This window comes from Streptomyces sp. Act143, from assembly GCF_003143935.1.
In the GTDB taxonomy this organism is placed as follows: domain Bacteria; phylum Actinomycetota; class Actinomycetes; order Streptomycetales; family Streptomycetaceae; genus Streptomyces.
The window spans coordinates 9119824-9142597 of sequence record NZ_QFRX01000001.1 but is presented as its reverse complement, the minus strand read 5'-3'; the positions used below and the strand labels follow the sequence as shown (position 1 = coordinate 9142597).

Sequence of the window (22774 nt, the reverse complement as noted above, 5' to 3'; positions counted from 1 at the left end):
GCCGGCTCAGTCGGAGTTCTCCCAGGCCAGCCAGCCCGGTCCGTCAGGGGTCAGTACCGGCAGCCACGCCTCGTCGGCCTCGTCCAGCCGGGACTCGTCCAGAGCGAGGGCGGCGGGCCAGGTGTCGTCGTGGTTCGTGGCGCCGTACACCCGGAACTCCGCGACCGCGTCCCGGAGCCGGACCAGGAGCTCCGGCGGCCAGTCCAGGCCGTGTGCGCCCTGCCCCTTCAGCCCGCCCACGAAGAACGCCCTCAGGTCGGCGTCGAGTTCCCGGCCGAACAGCGGGATGAGACAGCCCTCCTGCTCTTGGGAGACGCGGCCGAAGCCGCCGCCCTGGGTCCGGTGGACGACGCCGGTAGGTGCCGCCACGACGACGAACGCCCAGCCCCGCTCGGTTCCGCTGCCGTCCGGGTCCAGGAAGACGCACCGCTTGCTCACTTCGCCTTCTTCCCCCGGGGCACCGTCACCGCCGTCAGCAGGGCGGTGCCCGGGGCGAGGCCGTCCCAGGCCGTGCCGCGCCAGGTCAGGACGGCGATCGCCGACGTCGGGAACTTCTCGCGGACCCGGTCCAGGGTGTCGTCGAGGCCGTCGCCGGCGAGGCCGAGGACGAGGTCCTCCAGGCCGGGGTTGTGGCCGACCAGGAGCAGCGTCTCGACCTCGGCGGGCACCTCGTGCACGACGTCGAGGAGCTCGGGCACGTCGGCCCCGTACAGCCGGGCGTCGTGGCGGACCGGGGGCGGGGTGCCCCACTGGGCGGAGGCCAGGTCCCAGGTCTGCCGGGCGCGCACGGCGGTGGAGCACAGCGCGAGGTCGGGCAGGCAGTCGGCCTCGGCGAGCGCGCGGCCCGCGGCGGGGGCGTCGCGCAGACCGCGCGGGGCGAGGGGGCGCCGGTGGTCGGGGACGCCCTCCGGCCAGGCGGATTTCGCGTGCCGCAGCACGACGAGGCGGCGCAGCGGACCGGCTCCGGCGCGCGCGATCATGCGAGCGAGCCGATGTCGCGGGTGAGTTCGAGGCCGAGGAGCCGGTCGGCGTAGGCGTACGTCTCGAAACGGGCGCCGGCCGGCAGGTCGGAGGTCTCGACCCGCCTGAGGACCCGCAGGACACCGGGCATGTCGAGATCGTCCTCCCAGGCCGAGCGCAGCTCCGCGCGCACCTCGTCGGGGACCGGCCGGGACGGCTCGCGCGCCCAGTCGGCGACGGCACGCCGCCACCGTACGAGGGTGTCGTGGGCGTCGGCGAGGGACGTCTCGTCGAGTCCCGCGGGCAGGCCACGGCGCCGGGACAGCAGGGCGAGCCGCAGTACGTCGGGGTCGGCGCCCTCGGCAGGCCGGTCGACGGGGGCGACGGCGACCCGGACCCCGTCGGGTGCGGCGCCGCCTTCCGCCACCACGTGGACGACCTGGGCCTCGCCGAGAGCCAGGCCGACGTCCCGGCTGTCCTCGAAGGGCCGGATGCCGAGCGCCGCGGCGCCCGCCCGTAGCTCGGGGCCCTGCGCCGCGCTGTCCAGCACGGGCCACACGGGGGTGCCCCCGAGTTCCAGGGCGCGGACGAGGATGTCGGCGACGAGCAGGACCCGCAGGGCGGTGCCGTCGAAGCCGGGCACATGTGCCTCGACCCGGGTCAGACCACGGCGGGCGGGGGCGGCCTGGACGGGCTCGCCGGTTCGGGCGTCGATGATGCGCAGCACGGGGTGAGCGTAGGCGGGGCGGGGGGCGTCCGCAGGCAGGCGCCGCAAAATCCGGACAGCGGGGTGGGGTTCCGCGACGGACGCGGACCTGTCGACGACGGGCGCGCCTCCCGCCGCGAGGGGCGTGAACCTCTCGGCGGGAGGCGCGCATTGGACGTCGATCGAACGGCACAGCGCCCCGCGCGTCGAACAGGCGTTCAGGTGAGGGTGCCCAGGAACCGCACGTGCGGTCGGCCGGTCTCGCTGTCCTTGGTCACGGACGCCCGCACCCCGTACACCTCGGCGATGAGCTCCTCGGTGAGCACGTCACCGGGGGCGCCGCAGGCGTGGACGCGGCCGGTGTGCAGGACGGCGACGTGGTCGCAGTACATCGCCGCGAGGTTGAGGTCGTGCAGGGCGACGACCGTGGTGACGGGGAGGCCCGCCACCAGGTTCAGGAGGTCCAGCTGGTGGTGGATGTCGAGGTGGTTGGTGGGTTCGTCGAGGAGGAGTTCGCGGGGCTCCTGGGCGAGGGCGCGGGCGATCTGCACGCGCTGGCGTTCGCCGCTGGAGAGGGTGTGCCAGGGCTGGTGGGCGCGGTCGCCGAGGCCGGTGCGGGCGAGTGCGGCGCGTACGGCGTCCTCGTCGCGGGCGGTGGCCGGCGTCCACGCGCGGCGGTGCGGGACGCGGCCGAGGCGTACGACGTCGGCGACCGTCAACTCGACCTGCGTGTCCGCCTGTTGCTCGACCACGGCGAGTCGGCGGGCGACCTCGCGGCGGGGCAGGTCGGCCATGGGGGTGCCGTCGAGGGTGACCACCCCGGCCGTGGGGGCGAGGAGCCCGGCAAGGAGGCGCAGCAGGGTCGACTTGCCGGAGCCGTTGGGGCCCAGGAGTCCGACGACGGAGCCCGGTTCGGGGGCGAGGGTGACGCCGTCGAGGAGGAGATGGCCGTCGGTCGTACGGCCGACGCGGTCCGCGTGCAGGCTCATCGCGCGCCCCGGGTGCGGTAGAGCACCGCCACGAAGGCGGGTACCCCGATCAGCGAGGTCACCACCCCGACCGGCACCTCCTGCGGGTCGAGGACGGTACGGGCGAGCGTGTCGACCCAGACCAGGAACACCGCCCCGGCCAGCGCCGACAGCGGCAGCAGCCGGGCGTGCCCGGGCCCGGCCACGGCCCGGACCGCGTGCGGCAGCACCAGGCCCACGAAGCCGATCGCGCCCGCCGAGCTGACCAGCGCGGCCGTGAGCAGGGCCGTGACGCTGAGCAGGAGCAGCCGGGTGCGGGCGACGGACACCCCGAGGGAGGCGGCGGCGTCCTGGCCGAAGGCGAAGGCGTCGAGCGTGCGGGCGTACGACAGGCACACCAGCAGGGCCGCGGCGAGGACGGCGGCGCACACGGTCACGTCCGTCCAGCCCGCGCCGCCGAGCGAGCCGAGGAGCCAGAACAGGACGCCCCGGGTGGTCTCGGCGTCGGCCGCGGTCATCACGACGAACGAGGTGAGCGCGGAGAAGAGCTGCATCGCGGCGACTCCGGCCAGGACGACCCGGTCGGTGCTGCCGCCGAGCGTGTGGCTGAGGAACAGCACCAGCGCGAAGGAGGCCAGGGCGCCGGTGAAGGCGCCCACCGGGACGGAGACCGCGCCGCCGCCCACGCCGAGGACGACCACCACCACGGCCCCGGTCGACGCTCCGGAGGAGACGCCGAGGACGAACGGGTCGGCGAGCGGATTGCGCAGCAGCGACTGCATCACCGCGCCGCAGACGGCGAGTCCGGCGCCGCACACGGCCGCGAGGAGGGTGCGGGGCAGCCGCAGCTGCCAGACGATGCCGTCCCTGATCGGCGTCAACTCCGAGGTGCCGAGCCCGAGATGGGCGGCGACCGTGGACCACACGTCCTCGACCCGGATGTCGGCCGGGCCGATGGTGATGGCGAGTGCGACGGACACCACCAGCACGAGGGCTCCGGCCGCTCCCAGGGCGAGGGGCCGCACGGTCACTTGGCGAGCCCGAACTCGCGGAGCCCGGCCGCGACCTTCTCCACTCCCTCGACCGTGCGGATGGTCGGGTTCATGGCCTGGCCGCTGAGCAGCACATACCGCTTGTGCCTGACCGCGTCCATGTTCCTGGTGACCGGGTCGGACTCCAGGAAGGCGATCTTCCGCGCGGCCGACTCCGCGGTCTGGGACTTGCGGGTCAGGTCGCCGATGACGAGGACGTCCGGGTCGCGGTCGGCGACGGTCTCCCAGTTGATCTGCGGCCACTCCTCGTGCGTGTCGTCGAAGACGTTCTTCGCCCCGAGGGCCCGGGTGATGATGCCGGGGGCGCCGCAACAGCCCGCCATGTAGGGCGACTCGGAGTTGGCGAACCAGTACAGGAGGGTGACGTCCGAGGCGTCCAGTCCCGAAGTGGCCTTCGCCATCCGCTGCTTGAGGGAGGCGATCAGCTTCTCGCCCCGGTCCCGCACGCCGAACACGGCGGCGAGGTCGCGGATTTCGCCGTGGACGGCGTCGATCCCGAGGGCCTGCCGTCGTGCCCCGTCGCCGTCCCCGGAGTTGTCCTTGCCGGCGCAGTCGGACGGGGAGACGTAGGTGGGGACGCCGAGCCTCTCGAACTGCTCCCGGGTGGCCACGCCGCCCTTGCCGAGCGTGGAGACGAAGGAGGCGGCGACGAAGTCGGGCTCGGCCTCCAGGACCCGCTCGTAGGAGGGGGCGTTGTCGGCGATGCGCTCCACCCCGGCGTTCGCCTTCTCCAGCCCCTTGAGCACGGGGTCGGTCCAGGTGGCCGTCCCGGCCATCCGGTCGGCGAGGCCGAGGGAGAGCATGATCTCGGTGGTGCCCTGGTTGAGGGAGACGGCCCGCTTGGGGGGCGTGTCGACGCGTACGGTGTGGCCGCAGTTCTTCAGGGTGACGGCGGTCTTCGGGGTGCCGGACGCGTCGGTCGCGTCGGACGCGTCGGTCGCGTCGGACGCGTCGGTCGCGGTGCAGGCGGTCAGCAGCAGGGCGCCCGCGGTCAGCAGGGCAGCGCGTGCGTGGGGCACGGGAGTCGGTCCTCAGTCGTCGAGGGCTCGAACGCGGAGCCCGGTCGTACGGGTCTCCCCCGCCGTCCACCGACCGCGGGGGCCGCCAGCAGGTCTTCGGACTCGGGTTCCTCCGGGTCGGGGCGCCTTCCCGGACGCCGTACGACACGTACGGTCCTCCAGTGGCGAAAGGCCCCGCCCGTCACCCTCACCGCTGCGCGTCAGTTCCGGATTCGCACCGGATTCCCTGACCCACGTACATGGGTTCGACTGGCCTCGGCAAGCTATCACGGCGGGGAATCAGCGGGAGCGGCGCGCTGTTGTGCGCATCGCCCCCTTCAGCCCCGGCCCTCGAGGAGACCCACGGTGTACGGCGACGACGAAGCGACGGTCCGCAAGATACTCACCGAGAGCGGCGACACCTGGGCCGTGGTCGGCCTGTCCTCGAACCGGCGGCGGGCGGCGTACGGCGTGGCCGAGGTGCTCCAGCGCCACGGCAAGCGGATCGTGCCCGTGCACCCGAAGGCGGAGACCGTGCACGGCGAGCAGGGGTACGCCTCGCTCGCGGAGATCCCCTTCGACGTGGACGTCGTGGACGTCTTCGTCAACAGCGACCTCGCCGGCCCCGTGGTCGACGAGGCGATCGCCAAGGGCGCCAAGGCGGTCTGGTTCCAGCTCGGTGTCGTCGACGAGGCCGCGTACGAGCGTGCGCGTGCCGCCGGCCTGGACATGGTGATGGATCGTTGCCCCGCCATCGAGATCCCGCGCCTCGGATAAGGGGCACGGCGCCTTAGCGGCCGGCCTCGCAGGCGTTGATGTAGTACAGCTCTATCTCCACCCGGTCCGCCGATCCCCCGGACCAGAAGGGGCGCGTGCCCACGTTTCCCCCGCAGAAAGCCTGGGGGCGGCGGGACTTGAGGGTGGCGTTGACGTCCTCCGCGAGGTCCGTCGCGGCGCCGAGCATGGCCTGCGGGGCGACGCCGAAGGTGATGACCATGCCGATGCGGCGGCCGTCGGCGCTCTTGCGCATCTCCTTGTCCAGGGCGCTGATGATCTTCTTGCGGTCGGCCGCGTTCAGCCCCCCGCGGCCGGAGGCGCGGCCGGTGGCGCCCGAGGACAGGGACACCGCGATGGTGTGCCGTTTCGGGTCGAGGCCCGTCGGCCCCTTCGTCGAGCGGGACGGTGACGGTGCCGTGGCGGACGGCGAGGACGGGGACGGCTTCGGGGACTTCTTCGCGCCGGCCTCGCCCGTGCCGTCGGAGGCGACCATGCCGAGCACGACGAGGAACAGCACCAGGAACAGGTCCGCGAAGAGCCAGCCCGCGAGGTGCCGCGGGGCGATGCCGGCGCCCGGCGGGCGTCGCCTCACCGCTGTTCCCCGCCGTACCAGTCGTCACCGGGCCGCCGGGGCGGCGGCGTCGCGCCCCCGGTGTCCGGGCCCCCGGTGCCGGACCCGGACCCGGCGGTGCCGGGGCGGGGCGGTGCGGGCGGGGGCGACGCGGCGGCGGGCCCGCGGGAGCCGGCGCCGGGGTGACCGTTGCCGTTGTAAGGGCCCTGGTGAGCCCCGGTGAACGGGTCACCGGAGTTCGACATGGGGCCGGGGCCGTACCCGCCACCACCGCCGTTCTGCAGCAGCGCCAGCACCCGCTCCAGGGCGTCCATGTAGGCGTACATGCGCTCGCTGTTGTCGTTGAGGACACCCATGGCCTCGCCGACCCTGCGGGTGGTCTCGGTGACCTCGTCGGCGACGGTGGCGTGCACCCGGTTGGCCTCCTGAGAGCTGCCCGCCGCGCGGCGCAGTTCGGCGAGGAGGCGGGTGAGGGACTCGCGGGTCGCCTGTTCGTCGCCGCGCAGGTCGTCGCGCATCTTGGCGAAGTCGCGCAGCAGTTGGTGCGGCACGGTCAGGGAGCGGCCCATCTCGCCCAACTCGCCCGCGGAGCGCGTCCATTGGTCGAGCGCGGTGACGAACCTGCCCTCGGGGCCGGGCGCGAAGATCTTCTCCATGCGGTCGGCGCTGTCGGAGAGGGTGCGGGAGAGTTCGGCCGTGCTGCGGGTGATGTCCCGTGCGATGCCGACGAGTTGGCCGGCCGGCACCACCTGTGCCTCCAGCACCGCGTGCTTGGCCAGCTCCATGGTGAGGACGGTCAGCTGTCCGCCGATCCGTGCGCGCAGCCGTTCCCGCGACGCCTCGTGCTCGGCGGCCCATTCCAGGCGTTGCAGCCACATCGTGGCGAGGACCACCCCGCCGATGAGCAGCACCACGAGCAGCACCGCGGTGCCGCCGAAGCCCGACGCCCACAGCTTCAGGAAGTTGGTGCCCTTGTCGGAGTCCTCGAAGTCCCCGAAGGCGAACCACAGGGACAGCCAGGTCAGCACGATCGGCAGGAAGACGGACACGTCCCGCGCGGTCGACACGACGGCGATCAGCCCGCCGTTGCGCGGCTCCGCGTCCGGCACCAGGGCCTCGGGCGGATAGGCGTGCAGCAGATTGACGCCGGACAGGGCCCGGCCGCCGGCCCGGGCGTCGTCGGCGATCCAGTTCAGGACGGAGCGCCCGGTGCTCTCCTCGGGGCACTCGCCGGCCAGCTCGGTCAGCCGGTCGGCGGCGGCCCGCAGCGCCGGTGAGGGTTCGGGCGCCGGGGGCGCGGGCTGGTGCGTGTCGGGTTTCCTGCTGGACAAGACCTCTCCCTCAGTCCCGGAGACCGTGGCGCCGGGGCCCGTGGTCTCCGTCGTGCGGCCGGGCGGGCAGATGCTGCCGGAAGTACTGCTGGACGACGACGGCGTGCACGGTGTCCTGCGCCTTGCCGCGCCGGCAGCCGTCGAGGAGCGCCTGCAGCAGGGCGGGCGACGGGGTGCGCCCCGCCGCCTCCAGGACGTCCAGCACCTCGCGCTGCCCGAGCTGCTCCCCGGCGGTGCACAGCAGGAGCAGCCGGTACAGGTGCACTGCCTGCCAGGGGTTCTGGGGCGCCATGCGGTCCACCGCGTCGGCGTGGAACTGGGTGCGGCGCAGGACGTCCAAGGGGTTGCGGCGTTCCTTGCCGGGGCGGCGCCGGGCGCAGCTCTCCAGCAGGGTGCGGGCCTGGGCGGGTGCGATCCGGCTGATCCGGTCGACCTCGCTCATCAGGAAGGCCATGGAGAAGCGGGTGACGAGCATCCGCATCATGTCGTCCAGCGCGGTCTGCGAGACGCCGATCTCCAGGGCTGTCAGCAGCAGGGGCAGCACGTCGAAGTCCGCCTGCCGGCGCGCGGCGCTCTCCAGCCGCTCCTCCAGGACCCGGTACACCGCACGACCGCCGGGCGGCTGGAGGGACAGCTCGCGCACCAATTCCCGGCCGCTGCCGTCGAAGGCGCGGTGCAGGGCCCAGGTGTGGATCTCCTCCCGCAGGTGCCGGTAGGGCTCCAATTCCGGCGAGTCCGGGCGCCAGAGGGACAGGAGGCGGGCCAGCTGTCCCTCGGTGGCCCGGTCGAGTTCCAGCTGGATGCGGGGAACGGCGGTGGCGCTGCGCAGGTAGGCGTCCTCGCGGTCCGTGAGGTCGCCGTGCGGGGCCGCCTCCAGCAGGCTCATGACGTCGCTCATCAGCCCGGGCGCCACCTGGTGTCCGGCCGCCCATTCCCGGATCTTCGCGGCACTGGCCATCGGCCGGTCCGGCAGCAGCCGGCCGAGGGCGCCGGTGCCCCGTCGGCGCCGGAAGGCGACCAGGCGTGCGGCCTGGTCGCGCAGGGGTCCGGGCGGACCGGGGTCGGCCTTGGCGTCGACGCGGCGCCGGGCGGAGTGGCGGGTGCCGGTGCCGTCACCGCGTACGAACACGAACTGCGGCAGGTCCTTCGCCGTGTCGTTCTCCTCCCGGGTGGCGAACCCCCAGCTGCCGAGCACGACCCGGCCCAGCAGCCCTGTCAGGGCGTGGACGACGACCTCGCCCTCGACCGGCGAGCCCACCACCGTGAGGGGTGCGCCCGGCTGCTCCATGAGCGCCTCGGCGAGTCGCACGAGCAGGTCGTCGGGCACGTCCTCGGCCGCCGCGTCGAGGGCGTCGAGGAGCTGCTGCTCCTCCACCAGCAACTGCCGTACGAGGTCCAGCGGGACCCTCTCCAGGCGCTCGCCGCCGGTCCCCCGGGCCCCTCGGCCGTCGAGCAGGGCGCTCTGCCGCACGGGCGGCGGCAGCCAGTCGTCCCAGTCGCTGCGGCAGGCGGCGAGGGCGAGGTGCAGGTCGATGCCGGCGGCCGGGCCGGTCAGGACGTGGGTGAGGGTGGAGCCGGCCCGTCCGTTGGGGTCGCGGACGGGGACTTTGCGCAGGACGGCGGCCTCGTTCTCGTGCCGGAAGTAGACGAAGCCGGGTGTGGTGTCCCCGGGGTGTTCCTGGGTGGCCCACACCAGGTGTTCGATACGGCTGTTCCAGCGCAGCAGCTCCTCCCGGTCGAGGGAGGTGGCGACCGGGCCGACGTCGCCGCGGCCGGTGAGGGAGCGTTCGGACCACTGGTAGACGGTGATGTCGGCACGGGGGCCGCCGCGCGCGGGCAGGCTCATGCGCCGGGCCCCCGTCCGTACAGCAGGGCGTCAGCGGCCGGGCCGGTCAGCACGCCCTTCATGGCGAACAGGGCCAGCAGGGGCCGCAGCACCCGGTGCTGCCGGAAGAGCGCCTCGTCGAAGCGGCGGGCCGCCGCCCGGTCGGCCTGGGCGCGGGGGCCGGTTCCGGTGGCGGAGGCGAGGTGCAGGGTGGAGCCCTGGCATTCGCCGGCGAGTTGCAGCCAGTCGCCGCCGCCGCGGGCGCCGAGGAAGGCGTAGACGTCCTCGCTCTCCTGCTCGACGGTGCTCAAGTCGCTTTCGGCGTCCGGCTTTTCGTGGAGCCAGCCGTCGATCTCGCGGTAGCCGCGGAAGCGCAGCAGGTCGCTCTTGGTGACGACGACGGCGCACGGGACGGGCAGGAAGGGCACGGCCGGGTTGGCCTGTTGCTGGCGCAGCCGCTGACGGACGTGCTCGAACGCCGGGTCGCGTCCGGTCGTACCGCTCCGGGCAGTCAGGCCGGGCACCCGAGTGGGGTCGACGACGCACAGCAGGGCGCTGAGCCGGTTGAGGAAGTCGGACTCCCGGCCGGGGCGTTCCAGCCGGCCGCCGGCCACGTCGAAGAAGACGACGCTGTGCGAGCGGCCGGAGTGCTCGTCGGTGACGACGAGGCCGGTGGAGTAGCGCAGTTCGGGCCGGTCGGCGGTGGCGACGAGTTCCTGGCGGCCGTCGATGAAGGGGGCGACGACCTCGTTGAGGTAGAGGTGGTAGCGCTGCGGGTCCAGGGCCTCGACGCGGAGGCCGTAGCGGGCCATGACGGTGGATTTGCGGGCCTGGTCGATCATCGCGGCCAGTAAGTGGGACTTGCCGGTGCTGGAGGCGCCGACCAGTCCGATGCGGACCGGTTCGGTGCCGAACAGCGGGTAGCGGTAAGGGAGTTCATGCTGGGGCACGTCGTCGTTGCCGGGGCAGACCACATAGGTGCGGGCGAGCTGGGCGTCCCGCTCGGCGTCGGAGTGGGTGGGCAGGTCGGCCTCGGGCAGCATGCCGCCGGAGGCGTCGAGGACGACCCGCTCGGCGATGTCCCAGTTCAGCGGTCTCAGGCACATGGGGCACTCGACGGGGCCGAGCAGGGGCAGCGGCCGGTCGGCGACGAGCCGCAGCCGTCGCGCCGTGCGGCGCCACCAGCCGGGGGGGCGTACGGGGGGCGGGGCGTACCCGTTGGCCCGCAGGCTGCCGGCGCCGGTGCGCTGGCGGGCGCGCAGGGCGCGGAACTCCTCGCGGGCGAGCGTCTCGCGGCGTTTGGCCTGTTCCGCGAGAGGCCGCTCGAACAGGCCGTGCGGCGTGGCACCGTCGACCAGGCGGCGCACGAGCTCGCGCGCGGGCGGGGAGACGGCGGAGCCCAACGGGAAGGCCGCGCGCAGGAGTTCCTGCAGCCAGTCCTCGTGGCCCTGGTCGAGGAGGGCGTGGAGGTGTTCGCGGGAGGAGCCGCGCGGCAGGGTCTCCCCGGTGGCCATCCAGAACGCCACGAGGGCGGCGCTGAGCACGTCCTGATCGGCGGAGGCGGGCAGACCGGGCCGGAAGCCGGGGGCGTCCCACTCGGTCGCCGCCCGGTCGGGCAGTGGCTCGGTGGCGTACACGGCGCCGTCCAGACCGGCGAGTTGCAGCCCTTCGGCCTCGTCCCACCACAGGTGGTCGGGGCTGATCCGGCCGTGCACCAGGCGGGGTTCGTGCAGCCCGGCGACGGCCTCGAACAGGTCCTGCACCACACTGCGCAGCCGGGGCCCGTGCAGCAGGTCCGGGGAGTCGAAGGCGGACAGGGGGACACCGCGGCAGTCCAGCAGCAGCCGGTGCGGGCGCTCGGAGTCGTCGTAGGCGAGGACGTGGGCCAGCTGGCGCGGCAACTGCGGGCCGTGGAAGTCGACGAGGCTGCCGAAGAGTTCGAAGTGGCGCCGCATCCGCGCCTCGGCCTCGAAGTCGACGGCCTCCTGCACCATGACGGGGTGCCGGCCGGGCAACCTGCGGAAGCGCCGCACCCGGAAGGGCGGCAGTTCCAGGCCGGCCTGCTCCCCGGTGTCCGCCACGAGGCTGAAGACCGCCTCTTCCCCGTCCCCCGAACCGGGCCGTCGGCCCCGGAACTCCACCACCCCCGTGTCTCCTCCCCGTAGCCCTCCCGGACACCAACTATCACAGAACGCTGCCCGGTCGACGGGTGCTTCAGACAGACCGTCAAGATGAGCGCATCAGCCGTCCACCCGTTCCTGACGCTTGATCAACTCCGGTTGAGCAAAGCCCAGTCGGGGGCGCGACCGGGCCCGGTACAGTCGGAGCACCTGAGGCTGGGGGGAGCGCGCGCATGGCGGCACTGACGGCAGGTCAGCTGCAACAGGACGGGGTACTGCGCGTGCTGGCGGAGCTGTACGCCGATCCGCTCAGCGCCGAGCTGCTGCTGCGCGAACTCGGTGCCGACCTGACGCGGCTGCCGCCCTTCGGGGGCTCGCAGGCACCGCTGGCCCACTGGTTCCGGATCTGTTTGACGATCGAGCACGGGGCGTTCTCGTTCACCCTGGAGGATCTGCTGGCGGCGGCGTACCGCAACTTCCCGTCCAACGACGTGCTGCGGCGGTTCGTGAGACCGCCGGCACCGGGCGGGTCCCCGGACGACCGGCTGACCGTGCTGTGTCTGCTCGCGGGACCGCGGGAGACGTCCCGGCTCCAGCTGCGCCACGAGTTCCGCGCCATCGAGGAGGCCGCCCGCCGGGGCCGCCGGCGCACCCTCGACATCCGGCTGTCGGCCGCGACGCGGCGCCGCGACCTGGTCCCGTCGCTCGTCGAGCACAAGCCGGACGTCGTGCACTTCGGCGGGCACGGCTCCACCGGCGGCGAGCTGCTGCTGGAGGAGGACGACGGCTCGGTCGCCCCGGTCCCGGCGGAGGCACTCGCCGCGGTCCTCGACGCGGTGGGCGGCGTCTCCGTCGCCGTCCTCAACGCCTGCCATCTGGGCCGCTATCTGGACGTCGTCGGCCCGTCCGTGGGCGAGGTCATCGGTTCCCCGGCGAAGCTGGACGACGAGGACGCGCTCGCCTTCTGCCGGGACTACTACGCGGCGCTGGCCCTCGGCGAGACCTGGGCGAGGGCGTTCGACCTGGGCCGGGCGGGCGTCGGGCTGGGCCGCCGCGGCCTGCCGGACCTGCGGCGCGTGGTGCGGGTGCGGGAGGGGGACACGGTATGACGGGACGGCTGCTTCGAGGGCGGCGCGGCCCCACCCGACAGCGGGTGGGGGCAGGTGCCGCCGTATGACCGAGCAGCGGCCCCGTACCGTCAGCGTCCATGTCCCCGCCGGGGTGAACGTGGCCGAGCGGCGGCGCCGGAGTCAGGCGCGGGAGCGGGCGGAGGCGGAGGCGCGGGAGGCCGCCGGGGGCGGGCCGAGTCCGGCGGCGTACGACTTCCTGCTCGGGCAGGCGGGCGGGCGCCGCGAGGCCGTCGACGTGCCCCGGCCGGACGGCGCACCCGGCGAGGAAGTCACCGTCGTCACCTCGCAGTTGCTGCGCAAGCTCGGCTCGGCCGGCACCACCTGCCCGGTCTGCCACCACTCCTTCCGGCTCGGCGAGCAGATCTCCATCGAGCGCGCCGACGCCGGCCCCGGTGTCGTCCTCAAGCACCGCAGCCGCCGCCTGGACTGCCTCAACCCCGACGCGGGCGGACAGTCCTCCGCCTCCGCCGAGCTGTTCCACCAGGGCCTCGACGAGGCCAATCCACCGCCGCCGGAGCTGAACACGGTCCGGCTGCACCGCGGACATCCCCTGCTCCGGCTGCACCCGGGCCCCGGCGACGGGGCGCCCACCCGGCACCGCTGCTGGGTGTGCGGGCACACCTTCCGGCCCGACGAGGTGGTCATCCACTGCACCTGCGCGCCGGACACCCCGAACTGCGCGAGCGCCGTGCACCGCGACCCGGACCACGGTCTGGTCTGCTACGACGACTGGAAGGCCCAGCATCCCGGGGTGCCGTGTCTGATGCTCAACTCCCTGCGGGACACCCGGTGACCGGGGACCGGTTCGCCCGGCACGCGCTGATCCCCGGCTGGGACCAGCAGCGGCTGGCCGAGGCCACGGTCGTCCTCGTCGGCGCCGGGGCGCTGGGCAACACGGTCGCCCAGACGCTGGCGTTGGCGGGTGTCGGCCGGCTGGTGGTGTGCGATCCGGACACGGTCGCGGTGAGCAACCTCAGCCGCTGTCCGCTGTTCCGCGCGGCGGATGCGGGGCGCCCCAAGGCGCGGGTGCTGGCCGGGGCGCTGGCGGACCTCGCGCCCGGCACGGTCGTGGACGCCCGTACGGCGCCGCATGTCTCCGGGGCCGGGCTCGCCGAACTGCGCGAGGCCGACCTGGTGGTGAGCGCGCTGGACAGCCGGGCCGCCCGGATCTCCCTGGCGGGGCGCTGCACGCTCGCCGGGACGGGCATGCTCGACGGCGGCACGCACGCGTGGGGCGGCGAGGTCTCCTGGTATCCGCCCGGCGGACGGTGCCGGGCCTGCGGTCTCGGTCCGGCGGAGCGCGCGGTGCAGGACGACCCATGGTCGTGCGCCGCGCCCGATCCGGCCGCCGAGGTCGGCGCCTCGGCTCCGGTGTCCGCGCTGGTCGGCGCCTGGCTCGCCGACTTCGCCGTACGGCTGCTGCTGGGGCTGTCGGTGCCGGAGGCGCCGTTGCGCGTCGACGCCGCCGGGTTCGCCGTACCGCTGTCCGGCGCCCCGCCGCGTGACCGCCCCGACCCGGACTGTCCGCTGCACGAACGGCTGCCCGCCGAGGTGCCGGTGCTGCCGCTGGACCACGAGGCCACGGTGGCCGACCTGTTGGACCACATGGACGTGCACGAAGAGCCGCTCGCCTGGGCAGGATTCAGCAGGCCGGTGCGGCGGCGGGCCGCGGTGCGCGCCGTCACCTCCCGGCTGCGGTCCGCGCCCGCCTCGGCGCGGCTGAGCGCACTGGGGGTGGCGCCGCGTGAAGTACTGCCCGTGGCCAGACGGGACGGATCGGGGCTGCGGTACGTCGAGTTGGCCGCCGCGCCCGCGGAACCGGGCGGCAGACAGGGCGACTTGACCGAGGCACGGCGCGCGACGACGGAGGGTGTCCTGTGAGGGACGAGCTGTACAACGAGCTGGAGCGGGTGATCAACCCCCAGGAGGGCGAGATCGTCCTGCGGTCGATCGGGTTCCGCGAGGCCCGCCTGCCGTCCACGGAACTGGCGCCCCGCTTCTACTGGTCGGAGGTGCGCCGTCTGATCGACGCGGGCGTGCTGGTGGACGGAGAGGCGCTGCTGGCCCGCGCGGCGCACAACGAGTACCCGGGCAACGCGGTGTTCCGGGCCTCCGTCGAGGCGCTGGAGCCGGTCACCGAGCCGCCGCAGCCGCCCCGCGCCGAGCAGCACGGCCCGCCGCCCTCCGGTCCGGCGTCGGTGTCCGCGCACGCGGCGGCGCCGACGGAGCCGGAGACCTACCCGACCCTGGTCTTCGTGTGCAGCACGCACCACGCGGCGTTCATCGAGGAGGTGCGCCGCCTCGACCCCCGTGCCGAGCTGTTCTTCGTCAGCCAGGGCGAGGAGGCCCAGGTGGGGCAGATCGCGATGTCCCTGACGCGGGAACTGACGGCCGGCCAGATCGAGGACGTGCGGGGTGAGTTGATCGCCGCGGGCGCCCCGGCGGACCTGGAGATCCTGCAGGAGGTGTATGACCACCGGCCGTATCTGCTGGAGGCGCTCCGGGTCAATGGCCCGGATCGGCAGCCCTACGACCTGGCGGGTGTGCCGTCGATCACCCCGGTGCGGGACATCGCCGCCGCCGTGCTGGCGCACTACGAGGGCCGGATGGGGCGGCGACCGCGCACCGTCGTCGACCACCAGCAGCCGGGCGGCGGCCTCATCCGCCTCGATCCGGCGCAGTCCCTGCACGACGCGGGGGTGCGGGAGGGCGACACGCTCCACGTATTTCCCGAAGCCACCGCCGGGCACGCCGGGTTGCGGATGCAGGCGATCATCCGGGTCCGCGAGGAGATGCACCGCTACGCGGACCAGCACGAGGACTTCGAGATCGTCGACACCGACGACCCCGAGTTCCCCACCGACTACGAGATCCGCTTCAAGGGGCCCGGTCTGCGGCTCCCCGAGCAGCAGAGCGCGAGCGCGCTGCCGCGTCCGGAGGCGCAGGACAAGCACAACCTGCTGATCCTGCTGGGTCCGGACTTCCCGCTGGTCGCCCCGGCCGTCTTCTGGCTGAGCCCGATCTTCCACCCGAACATCAAGGGACCCGATCCGCAGTACCCCGAGGCCGAAGGGGCCGTGTGCCTGGGGGTGCTGGCCCACTCCTGGCGCCCCACCCTGGACTTCGGCCAACTGTGCCAAATGCTGGTGGACATGGCTGGGTATCGTAATTACGAGATCTCGGACAGTTTCAACCCAATCGCTGCATATTGGGCTCAGACGGAGGACGGAGTGGCCATGATCGAGGCCATCGGGGGCAAGCCACCGCTGCCGGCCCCGCCGCCCGACGACGGCGCGCTACGCGTCGGCGCCCTGCGGATACGGCGGACGGACGGGGTGGCCGATGGCACTTGACATCGAGCTCTTCCAGGGCGAGTCACGCCAACTGGTGCGCACCGAACCGCTGATCGCGCTGCTGAAGCCGGCCTTCGCGGCGGAGACGGCCCCCTTCAAGGGCCGTCCACGCTTCGTGCTGATGCTGCGCAACGACCCCGGACCCGACACCTACGAGCCGGACACCCACGACACCGACACCTATGACGGGGATCTGCATCTCACCAATCTCCGCGCCGACTTCGGGTACATCCATGTCGCGATCCATATGGAGGGACGCGTGGTCTACCAGAAGCCCTACTCCGTCAACAGTCTAGTCGGCCCCGTACTGGCCCGGCTCGCCCGGGAGATCGCCCCCGAGGAGCGCCGCTGGGCGTTCCGGATCGCCGGGCTGCCCTCGCCGGAGGACGGGGAGTCGGCGCAGCGGCTGCCCCCGGTGGTGGACGGCACAGACGACATCGACGTCTCCCGCTCCACCCGGCTGCCGTTCGGCATCCGGCCGGCGGTCGAGCCCGAGATCCCGCTGCTCGACCTGGCCGAGTACAAGGTGACACTCAGCGACACCGGGGCGCCGGTGGCGGTGCTGCTCGGCACCGGGGTCCAGCGCAGGCTGATGGAGATGGAGCTGTCGACCGAGATCGAGGAGGGCGGTTTCCTGGTCGGCCGGGCCTTCCGGCGGGCCGACGACCCCGGCCTGCACGCGGTGATCGTCGACGAGGTGCTGCCCGCCGAGCACTCGGGGGCCTCGCTGATGCACTTCACGTTCACCGGGGACTCGTTCCGCGCGATGAGCCGGACGCTCGGCGACCGTCAGCTCGTCGGCTGGTACCACACCCATCTCTTCCAGACCGAGCGCACCATCGGCCTGTCCCGCACCGACATCGACCTGCACCGGGACACCTTTCGGCGGCCCTGGCAGGTGGCCGCCCTGATCAACCTGACCTCGCGTCGGCGGGTGCTGACCTGCTACGCCTCCTCCGGCGACTGGATGGCGCCCTGTCCGATCCGGAACCTCGATGACGACCCTGACAGCCACCGTAGTACGCATCCTTCACTGGGCCATCACTGAACCGGCGCCCGACGGCACCCCGGTGCCGCCTCCGACCACCTCGGCCCGGCCGGACGGGACCGACGACGACCCCGTCGTCCTCCTCGAACGGCTGGCCCGCGTCACCGCGGCCCGGCTGCACCTGTCCGACCCGCCGCTCGGCGACCGCGGGCCGGCGGGCCTGGAGCCGCTGATGGTCGCGGCGGCACTGGCGTTGCGGGACGATCCGCCGACGGCACGGCAGATGGCCGAGGGCGTGGGCGGCTCGGGCACCGTCCGTGACCTGATGGCCCGTCACGGTCTGGTGGGGCGCGCCCTGTCCGCCACTCCGCTCGACGCCGGGCTGCGGGCCGACCTGCTGCGCGCCTCACCGCTCACCGCCCTCTTCGACCACCCTCCGCCGGGTACGGAGGAGCGCTGCGGGCAGCTCCTCGACAGGTTCCTCGAACACACCGAGGGCCGGCGCGCGGCCGTGGCGGGCCTCGCCGCCCCGCCTGCCTCGCCCGCCACCGCCCGTCACCGCGCGGCGCTGCTGCGCCGGTTCCGCTTCACCCCGGGGGAGAGAACAGTCGTGTACGACGTGTACGAGACGGCGCTGCTGCATCACGGCGGCCACTACCGCGAACGCACCGACGACGTGCGGCGGCTGGCCCGGGAGGACCCGGCCCGGCTGCTGGGGGACGACGCGCCCGGCCAGTGGGCGCGGGCCACGCTCGACTGGTGGCAGCCCCTGTCCGTCCTGGCCCGGCGCCATCCCGAGGAACTGCGCCGCCGCCCGCTGCTGAGCGGCTACCGCACGGGCACGGAACTGCACCGCGTGTACGGCCGCGTCCGGGAGTTCGAGGCGCTGCGCGAGGTGCTGGACCGATGACCAGAGCGCTGCGCCTGGCCACCGCGGACCACGGCGACCGGATGGACCTGCTCGGCACCGCGGGCGACCGCCCGCTGCGGGAGGTGCTGGCCTCCTGCGAGGTGTGGCTGCTCGACCCGCTGGACGAGGAGCTGCTGGACCGGCCGTGGTCGGACTTCGCCGCCGACATCCGGCTGCGGCCCGAACTCCCGCCGCAGACGCCCCTGTTCGCGCCGCCCGGCTTCGCGGCCCCCGCCGCTCCGACATCACTGGCCAAACCGCCCGCCGAGAACGACAACGGCGGTGTGGAAGCGGCCACCGAACCCGAACAGGCCCAGCACCCGGACCGCATCACCGACGCCGAGGCCGTCCGCCTCGCCTACTACCCGCAGATCGAACGCGTCGCCTCCCTGCTCCGCAGCCGCCTGCCCGTCCTCGTCATCAGCGAGAAGCTGATCGTCACCCATCTGTGGGAGGAGATGGTCACGCTGGCCGAGTGCCGCGGCATCCGGCTCGACGACGACTCCACGGAGGGCGAGGGCGGTGGCCGCAGTTCCGGCGACCCCGTCGGCGACATGAACGGGGCCCCGATGAACACCCGCCAGCGCCGGCTGGCCCGACTCCGCGCCCAGCTGGAGGAGTTGAAGGAGGGCGACGTCATCGTCCTCACCCACCTCGATCTGCTGGCCGGGAGCGCCGACATCGGCCGGCACGCGGAGGCACGCGAACTGGTCGAGCTGCTCTACGCCTTCCCCGACCAGCTGGTCCTCGCTTTCGCCGACCCCACCCTGCCGCTGCCGGACGTGCTGGCCGAGCGGTTCAGCGCCCGCGTCACCCTGAGCGGTCTGCCGCCGAAGGTGAAGACGCCGGAGTCCGCGGAGACCCTGCTGGGGGCCGCGCTGGTGACGCGGGAGGAGGCGGAGACCTTCGAGGGGTTCCAGCCGCGCGAGTTCTACAAGCACGTCGCCGGCATGAACCCCGTACGCCTGCGGCAGGCCATGCGGTACGCGCACGAGAAGCACCGGACCCAGCCGAAGCGGGCCACCCAACAGGACCTGCGCGAGACGCTGCTGACGTTCAAGGCACAGCAGTCCTCGCACTTCGAGGTACCCAACGTCACGCTGCACGACATCGGCGGCTACGACGAGGTCAAGGACGAGATCCGGCAGACCCTCGCCATCATCAGCGGCGCGCAGAGCCTGCCCGACGACATGGAGGAGGTGCGCTCCGAGCTCGTCCCGCGCGGCATCATCTTCTACGGCCCGCCCGGCACCGGTAAGACCCTGTTCGCGAAGGCCATCGCCAACGGCATGAACGCCACCATCCAGGTGGTGTCCGGACCCGAGGTCACCGACATGTACGTCGGTGAGAGCGAGCGCAAGGTGCGGGAGATCTTCGCGTCCGCGCGGCGCAGCGCGCCCTCCGTGATCGTCTTCGACGAGATCGACGCGATCACCATGGAGCGCAGCAACCGTCCCGACGGCGGCAGCCGGGCCGGCAACAGCGTGGTCGCGCAGATCCTCACGGAGATGGACGGCTTCCGGCCCGAGGTCCCGATGCTGGTCATCGGCACGACGAACCGCATCGACATCATCGACAAGGCGCTGCTGCGGCCGAGCCGGTTCCGCTCCATCGCCATCTCACTGCCCGACGTCACCGCCCGCCGGGCCATCCTGCGCCACCACGCGGGGCGCTATCACATCTCCCTGGACGACGAGGTGCTGGAGCTGATCGCCGAGGCCACCGCGGGCCGCAACGGCGACGAGCTGCGCTCCCTGATGCGGGACGCGTTCGTCGGCCGTCACATGCACGGCATCGAACCGGACGCCCGCCGGCTGGGCTGGCTCGTAGGGCGGCTCCAGCAGGGCCGCCTGGAAATGATCTCGGAGCGCCGATGACCACCGCGACGGCCACCTGGAGTGGCGACGACCTCAACGCCGTACGGCGTCTCAAGGCGCTCGGCCGCAGCATCGACCAGCACTTCGTGGGGCGGCGGCTCGCCCTGGACCTGCTGGAGGTCGCGGTGCTGGCGCACGAGCACGTACTGCTGCTCGGGCCGCCCGGCACCGGCAAGACCGACCTCGTCAGCCGGTTCGCGGCGGGGCTCGGCAGCCGTCCCTTCGTGCGGCTGCTGACCCGGTTCACCGAACCCGCCGAGCTGTTCGGGCCGGTGGACGTGCCCGCGTTCCAGAACGGCGACCAGTACCGGTTCCGCACCGACGGCATGCTGCCCAAGGCGCATGTCGCGTTCCTCGACGAGATCTTCCAGAGCGGCAGCCCGATCCTCAACACGCTGCTGACGGTGATGAACGAGCGGGTCTTCCACAACGGCCACGACGTGGAGACGGTCCCGCTCATCACGCTCGTCGGCGCCGCCAACTCCCTCCCGCAGGACCCCTCGTTGCTGGCCTTCGCCGACCGGTTCCTGCTGCGGCTGACGATCCCGCCGGTGGCCGCTAACCGGCTGGACGAGCTCCTGGAGAAGGGCACCGCGCTCGCCCGCGGCACGTCCGCCGGGGACGAGCACGCCTGGATCGACCCGGCCACCCTGGACCGGTTGGGCCGGCAGCTGGCGCACGCCGATCTGAGCGTGGTCACCCCCGAGTACGCCGAGCTGGTCCGTGAACTCCTCGGCCAGGGCGTGACGTTGTCCGACCGGCGGATCATCCGGGGCCTGCGGCTGGTGGCCGCCGCGGCGCTGCGGGAGGAGCGGGTGCGGGCCGAGCCCGCCGACCTGTGGCCGCTGGAACACTTCTGGTCGGACCCGGCGCACGCGCCGGTGGTACAGGAGGCGGTACGCCGCCGCACCGGCGGCCCCGCCGAGGACCCCGACGAGCCCGCCCGGACCGTACAACGCCTGGTCTCCGAGGCGCGGGTGCTCGGCCGCCAGGTCTCGGCCGGGTCGCCGCCCGCTTCCGTGGAACACGTGCTTCGTCAACTCAATGCCCTGAGGCTGGAGTTGCGGCGTGCGGTTCCGGGCAACAGAGAGGGCGAGAGGGAGCTCGCGAGTATCATCGACAACACTCTGGCCTTGCTGGACCAGGGCTGACGCACACCGCCGGGCGCCCGCGCCCGGCCGCGCAATCAGGGGGACAGCAGCTCTATGTGCAATCCGCGCAGGGTCCGTGTCGAGGCCACCAGGGAAGTCGTCGAGGCGTGGGAACTCGCCCTGGAGCGCCGTGCCCGCGCCAGTGACTCCGTGGTCAGCGAGCTGGAGGTGCGCCATCCGTTCGGCGGCACCCTCGGGCAGGCCACCCGCCAGGTCTTCGAACGCACGCTCATCACGGCCGACGGCTGGCGGACCGAAGAAGGCGGCCATGTCCTGGAGTTGACGGACGGCCGGGTCCGCTACGACCCCGCCACCGGCGAACTGGTCGTGACCGCCCGTCTGGAGGACCAGGTCACCGTCGAGGGCCACGCCGCGGAGACGCTGCGCGGCACGGTCCGCGACCGGGCGACCGGCAGCGGTGAAGGGCGGTACTACGCTGACGGGTTCGCCGGACGCACCCGCGAGGTGGCCGAGCGCGAGGCGCAGCAGGTCGCCGAGGCCGACGCCGTACGCCGGGCGCAGGAGCTGGTGGGGCGACTGCGGACGCAGGCGAGCCGGGAGTCGACCGCCGCGGCTGCCGCGGCCGAGGACCGGCTCCAGCAGGCCGCCGACGACGACGCGCGCGCCCGGCTGGCCGAGGAGCGCGAGCGAGTGCGGGCCGACCTGGAGGCCCGCAACCACGAGCGCATCACCCGGCTCGGCCAGGACGGCCTGCGGGCCGTCAACGGCGTGCTGGCGACGGCCTATCAGCGGGCGCTGCTCGACTTCGCCCGGCAGCACGGCGCCACCGGCATCCGGCAGGAGGAGTCCGACGGCGGCATCGACATCGAGTTCGAGATCGACTTCGACGGCATGGAGAACTGACCGGGACCGGCTGGGGCGGGTTCCGACGGCAGGGAGAACTGGACTCGGGGACCGGCTGCGGCGGACTCCGGCGACATGGAGAACTGGACTCGGGGACCGGCTGCTGCGGACTCCGACGGCAGGGGGCACTGGCCCCGGAACCGACTCGGGCGGGTTCCGGCGGCATGGGGCACTGACGCGGGATGGAGAACTGATCGATGCGGGTGCGGGTGCGGTTCCGGTTCAACGCGGACACCGGAGAGGTCGAGCTGTTCCAGGTGGACGACATCGGCGCCGGCTCCGGCCCCGACCATGACGCCGAGCATGACCGGGTCAGCGCCGAGCTGGGACAGGTCGTGGCGCGCAGACCGGACGTCGAGGAGATCTCTCCGTTCGAGGAACGCCCCCTCCAGAGACACGATCCGACGCCGCAGACGCCACGGCACACACAGGACGAGGAGACCGAGGGTCCCGAGCCGGGTGAGCGGGAGACCACATGAGCCGGCGGACCCGGCTGCTGCTCCAGGCCGCGCGCTGCTACGCCGAGATCCAGGCGCACACCGAGGCCGCCCGCTGCTACGACCTGCTCGGCTGGCAGTGGTCGGCGGCCGACGCCTACCATCGCGCCGGCGACCTGGAACACGCCGCGCGTACCTACCGGCAGGCCGGCCACCCGGAGCAGGCGGCCCACTGCTACCGGCTCCTCGGCCGCCCCGAACTCGCCGCCCGCTGCTGGCAGGAGCGCGGGCGCCGGCTGGAAGCCGCCTGGGAACTGCTCTTGGCCGGCGACATCACCCCGGCCCGCCGGCTGCTCGCCGCCGCCGACACCATCGGCAAGGGCCCCCAGCAGCTCCGCCTGGAGCTCGCCCGCGCCCTCGCCGACCGTCTCGGCGGCGGCCCGCCCGGCCCCCTCCTCGCCCTCTTCCCCCGCGTCGAGGCCCGGCTGCCGTCCCTGGCCGTGCGCACCGAGCGCCGCCTGATGCTGGACTGGGGCGTCGAGGCCGCGGACCGCGTCGAGCGGTTCGACTGGGGCGCGCGGCTCTTCCGCGCGGCCTACGACGGCCAGGGCGGCGGCAGCGACATCCTGAACCGCTGGCGGGAGTGGGCCACCGAGCGGCTCGGCTCCGCGGCCTGGCTGCCGTCCGGGCCGCCCGTCGAGACGGGGGACACCGCGGACGTCGCGGCGGACTCCGGCCGGGCGGGAGGACCCTGAG

At 73.6% G+C, this 22774-nt stretch carries 22 protein-coding genes and 1 riboswitch; of the genes, 12 read left to right on the top strand and 10 right to left on the bottom strand.

All coding sequences use genetic code 11. The features are described 5' to 3' along the window. Positions 1 to 6: 6 nt before the first annotated feature. The 6 genes from DI272_RS41805 to DI272_RS41780 all read right to left on the bottom strand — a co-directional run bounded on the left by DI272_RS41805 (position 7) and on the right by DI272_RS41780 (position 4705). Positions 7 to 438, bottom strand: a complete 432-nt coding sequence (locus DI272_RS41805) for a DUF6210 family protein (protein ID WP_109500360.1) — start codon at positions 436 to 438, stop codon at positions 7 to 9. Further along, on the bottom strand, positions 435 to 980 hold the full coding sequence (locus DI272_RS41800) for a histidine phosphatase family protein (RefSeq protein ID WP_109500359.1): 546 nt from the start codon (positions 978 to 980) through the stop codon (positions 435 to 437). The genes DI272_RS41805 and DI272_RS41800 overlap by 4 nt, the downstream gene beginning before the upstream one ends. After that, complete coding sequence (locus DI272_RS41795; RefSeq protein WP_258314829.1) at positions 977 to 1687, bottom strand: hypothetical protein; 711 nt, start codon at positions 1685 to 1687, stop codon at positions 977 to 979. The genes DI272_RS41800 and DI272_RS41795 overlap by 4 nt, the downstream gene beginning before the upstream one ends. A gap of 197 nt (positions 1688 to 1884) precedes the next feature. Continuing rightward, on the bottom strand, positions 1885 to 2655 hold the full coding sequence (locus DI272_RS41790; RefSeq protein WP_109500358.1) for an ABC transporter ATP-binding protein: 771 nt from the start codon (positions 2653 to 2655) through the stop codon (positions 1885 to 1887). Continuing rightward, entirely contained in the window at positions 2652 to 3665 is a 1014-nt protein-coding gene (locus tag DI272_RS41785) for an iron ABC transporter permease (protein WP_109500357.1), read from the bottom strand. The genes DI272_RS41790 and DI272_RS41785 overlap by 4 nt, the downstream gene beginning before the upstream one ends. Further along, positions 3662 to 4705, bottom strand: coding sequence for an ABC transporter substrate-binding protein (locus tag DI272_RS41780; protein WP_109500356.1), 1044 nt, complete (start codon positions 4703 to 4705; stop codon positions 3662 to 3664). Before DI272_RS41780 ends, DI272_RS41785 begins: the two co-directional genes overlap by 4 nt. Before the next feature lie 69 nt (positions 4706 to 4774). Further along, positions 4775 to 4974, bottom strand: a riboswitch (cobalamin riboswitch). A 76-nt stretch (positions 4975 to 5050) separates the two neighbouring features. On the opposite strand from DI272_RS41780, the gene DI272_RS41775 reads away from it, so the two are divergent. Next, positions 5051 to 5461, top strand: a complete 411-nt coding sequence (locus tag DI272_RS41775; protein ID WP_109500355.1) for a CoA-binding protein — start codon at positions 5051 to 5053, stop codon at positions 5459 to 5461. A gap of 13 nt (positions 5462 to 5474) precedes the next feature. Here the strand turns inward: DI272_RS41775 and DI272_RS41770 are convergent, their stop codons facing one another. Genes DI272_RS41770 through DI272_RS41755 form a run of 4 tightly spaced genes read right to left on the bottom strand, consistent with a single transcriptional unit; the run spans position 5475 to position 11332 of the window. Next, positions 5475 to 6053 carry a hypothetical protein gene (locus DI272_RS41770; RefSeq protein WP_109500354.1) on the bottom strand — a complete coding sequence of 193 codons (579 nt, stop codon included), beginning with the start codon at positions 6051 to 6053 and terminating at the stop codon, positions 5475 to 5477. Further along, positions 6050 to 7363, bottom strand: coding sequence for a hypothetical protein (locus tag DI272_RS41765; protein WP_109500353.1), 1314 nt, complete (start codon positions 7361 to 7363; stop codon positions 6050 to 6052). The genes DI272_RS41770 and DI272_RS41765 overlap by 4 nt, the downstream gene beginning before the upstream one ends. Positions 7364 to 7373: 10 nt before the next feature. Then, on the bottom strand, positions 7374 to 9209 hold the full coding sequence (locus DI272_RS41760) for a hypothetical protein (protein WP_109500352.1): 1836 nt from the start codon (positions 9207 to 9209) through the stop codon (positions 7374 to 7376). Beyond that, on the bottom strand, positions 9206 to 11332 hold the full coding sequence (locus tag DI272_RS41755; protein WP_109500351.1) for a hypothetical protein: 2127 nt from the start codon (positions 11330 to 11332) through the stop codon (positions 9206 to 9208). The genes DI272_RS41760 and DI272_RS41755 overlap by 4 nt, the downstream gene beginning before the upstream one ends. Positions 11333 to 11541: 209 nt before the next feature. Here DI272_RS41755 and DI272_RS41750 point away from each other — a divergent pair, with 209 nt between their 5' ends. From DI272_RS41750 to DI272_RS41700, 11 genes are all read left to right on the top strand, one after another. After that, positions 11542 to 12417, top strand: coding sequence for an effector-associated domain EAD1-containing protein (locus tag DI272_RS41750; protein WP_109500350.1), 876 nt, complete (start codon positions 11542 to 11544; stop codon positions 12415 to 12417). A gap of 64 nt (positions 12418 to 12481) precedes the next feature. After that, positions 12482 to 13231 carry a hypothetical protein gene (locus tag DI272_RS41745; protein WP_109500349.1) on the top strand — a complete coding sequence of 250 codons (750 nt, stop codon included), beginning with the start codon at positions 12482 to 12484 and terminating at the stop codon, positions 13229 to 13231. Further along, positions 13228 to 14319: a ThiF family adenylyltransferase gene (locus DI272_RS41740; RefSeq protein ID WP_109500348.1), complete on the top strand. Its 1092-nt coding sequence runs from the start codon at positions 13228 to 13230 to the stop codon at positions 14317 to 14319. The genes DI272_RS41745 and DI272_RS41740 overlap by 4 nt, the downstream gene beginning before the upstream one ends. After that, the gene (locus tag DI272_RS41735) at positions 14316 to 15791 is read left to right on the top strand and encodes a ubiquitin-conjugating enzyme E2 (protein ID WP_109500347.1); all 1476 of its coding nucleotides are present in this window, start codon (positions 14316 to 14318) and stop codon (positions 15789 to 15791) included. Before DI272_RS41740 ends, DI272_RS41735 begins: the two co-directional genes overlap by 4 nt. Further along, positions 15781 to 16839: a JAB N-terminal domain-containing protein gene (locus tag DI272_RS41730; RefSeq protein ID WP_109500346.1), complete on the top strand. Its 1059-nt coding sequence runs from the start codon at positions 15781 to 15783 to the stop codon at positions 16837 to 16839. Before DI272_RS41735 ends, DI272_RS41730 begins: the two co-directional genes overlap by 11 nt. Next, positions 16787 to 17689, top strand: a complete 903-nt coding sequence (locus DI272_RS41725; protein WP_146238426.1) for a hypothetical protein — start codon at positions 16787 to 16789, stop codon at positions 17687 to 17689. Before DI272_RS41730 ends, DI272_RS41725 begins: the two co-directional genes overlap by 53 nt. Then, the gene (locus DI272_RS41720) at positions 17686 to 19566 is read left to right on the top strand and encodes a 26S protease regulatory subunit (RefSeq protein ID WP_109500344.1); all 1881 of its coding nucleotides are present in this window, start codon (positions 17686 to 17688) and stop codon (positions 19564 to 19566) included. Before DI272_RS41725 ends, DI272_RS41720 begins: the two co-directional genes overlap by 4 nt. Next, positions 19563 to 20717, top strand: coding sequence for an AAA family ATPase (locus DI272_RS41715; RefSeq protein ID WP_109500343.1), 1155 nt, complete (start codon positions 19563 to 19565; stop codon positions 20715 to 20717). The genes DI272_RS41720 and DI272_RS41715 overlap by 4 nt, the downstream gene beginning before the upstream one ends. A gap of 54 nt (positions 20718 to 20771) precedes the next feature. Beyond that, positions 20772 to 21581, top strand: a complete 810-nt coding sequence (locus DI272_RS41710; protein WP_109500342.1) for a hypothetical protein — start codon at positions 20772 to 20774, stop codon at positions 21579 to 21581. Between the two features lie 197 nt (positions 21582 to 21778). Continuing rightward, positions 21779 to 22060 (top strand): hypothetical protein, encoded by a 282-nt coding sequence (locus tag DI272_RS41705; RefSeq protein ID WP_109500341.1) that lies wholly within the window; start codon positions 21779 to 21781, stop codon positions 22058 to 22060. Next, positions 22057 to 22773, top strand: coding sequence for a hypothetical protein (locus DI272_RS41700; RefSeq protein WP_109500340.1), 717 nt, complete (start codon positions 22057 to 22059; stop codon positions 22771 to 22773). The genes DI272_RS41705 and DI272_RS41700 overlap by 4 nt, the downstream gene beginning before the upstream one ends. Position 22774: the final 1 nt, after the last annotated feature.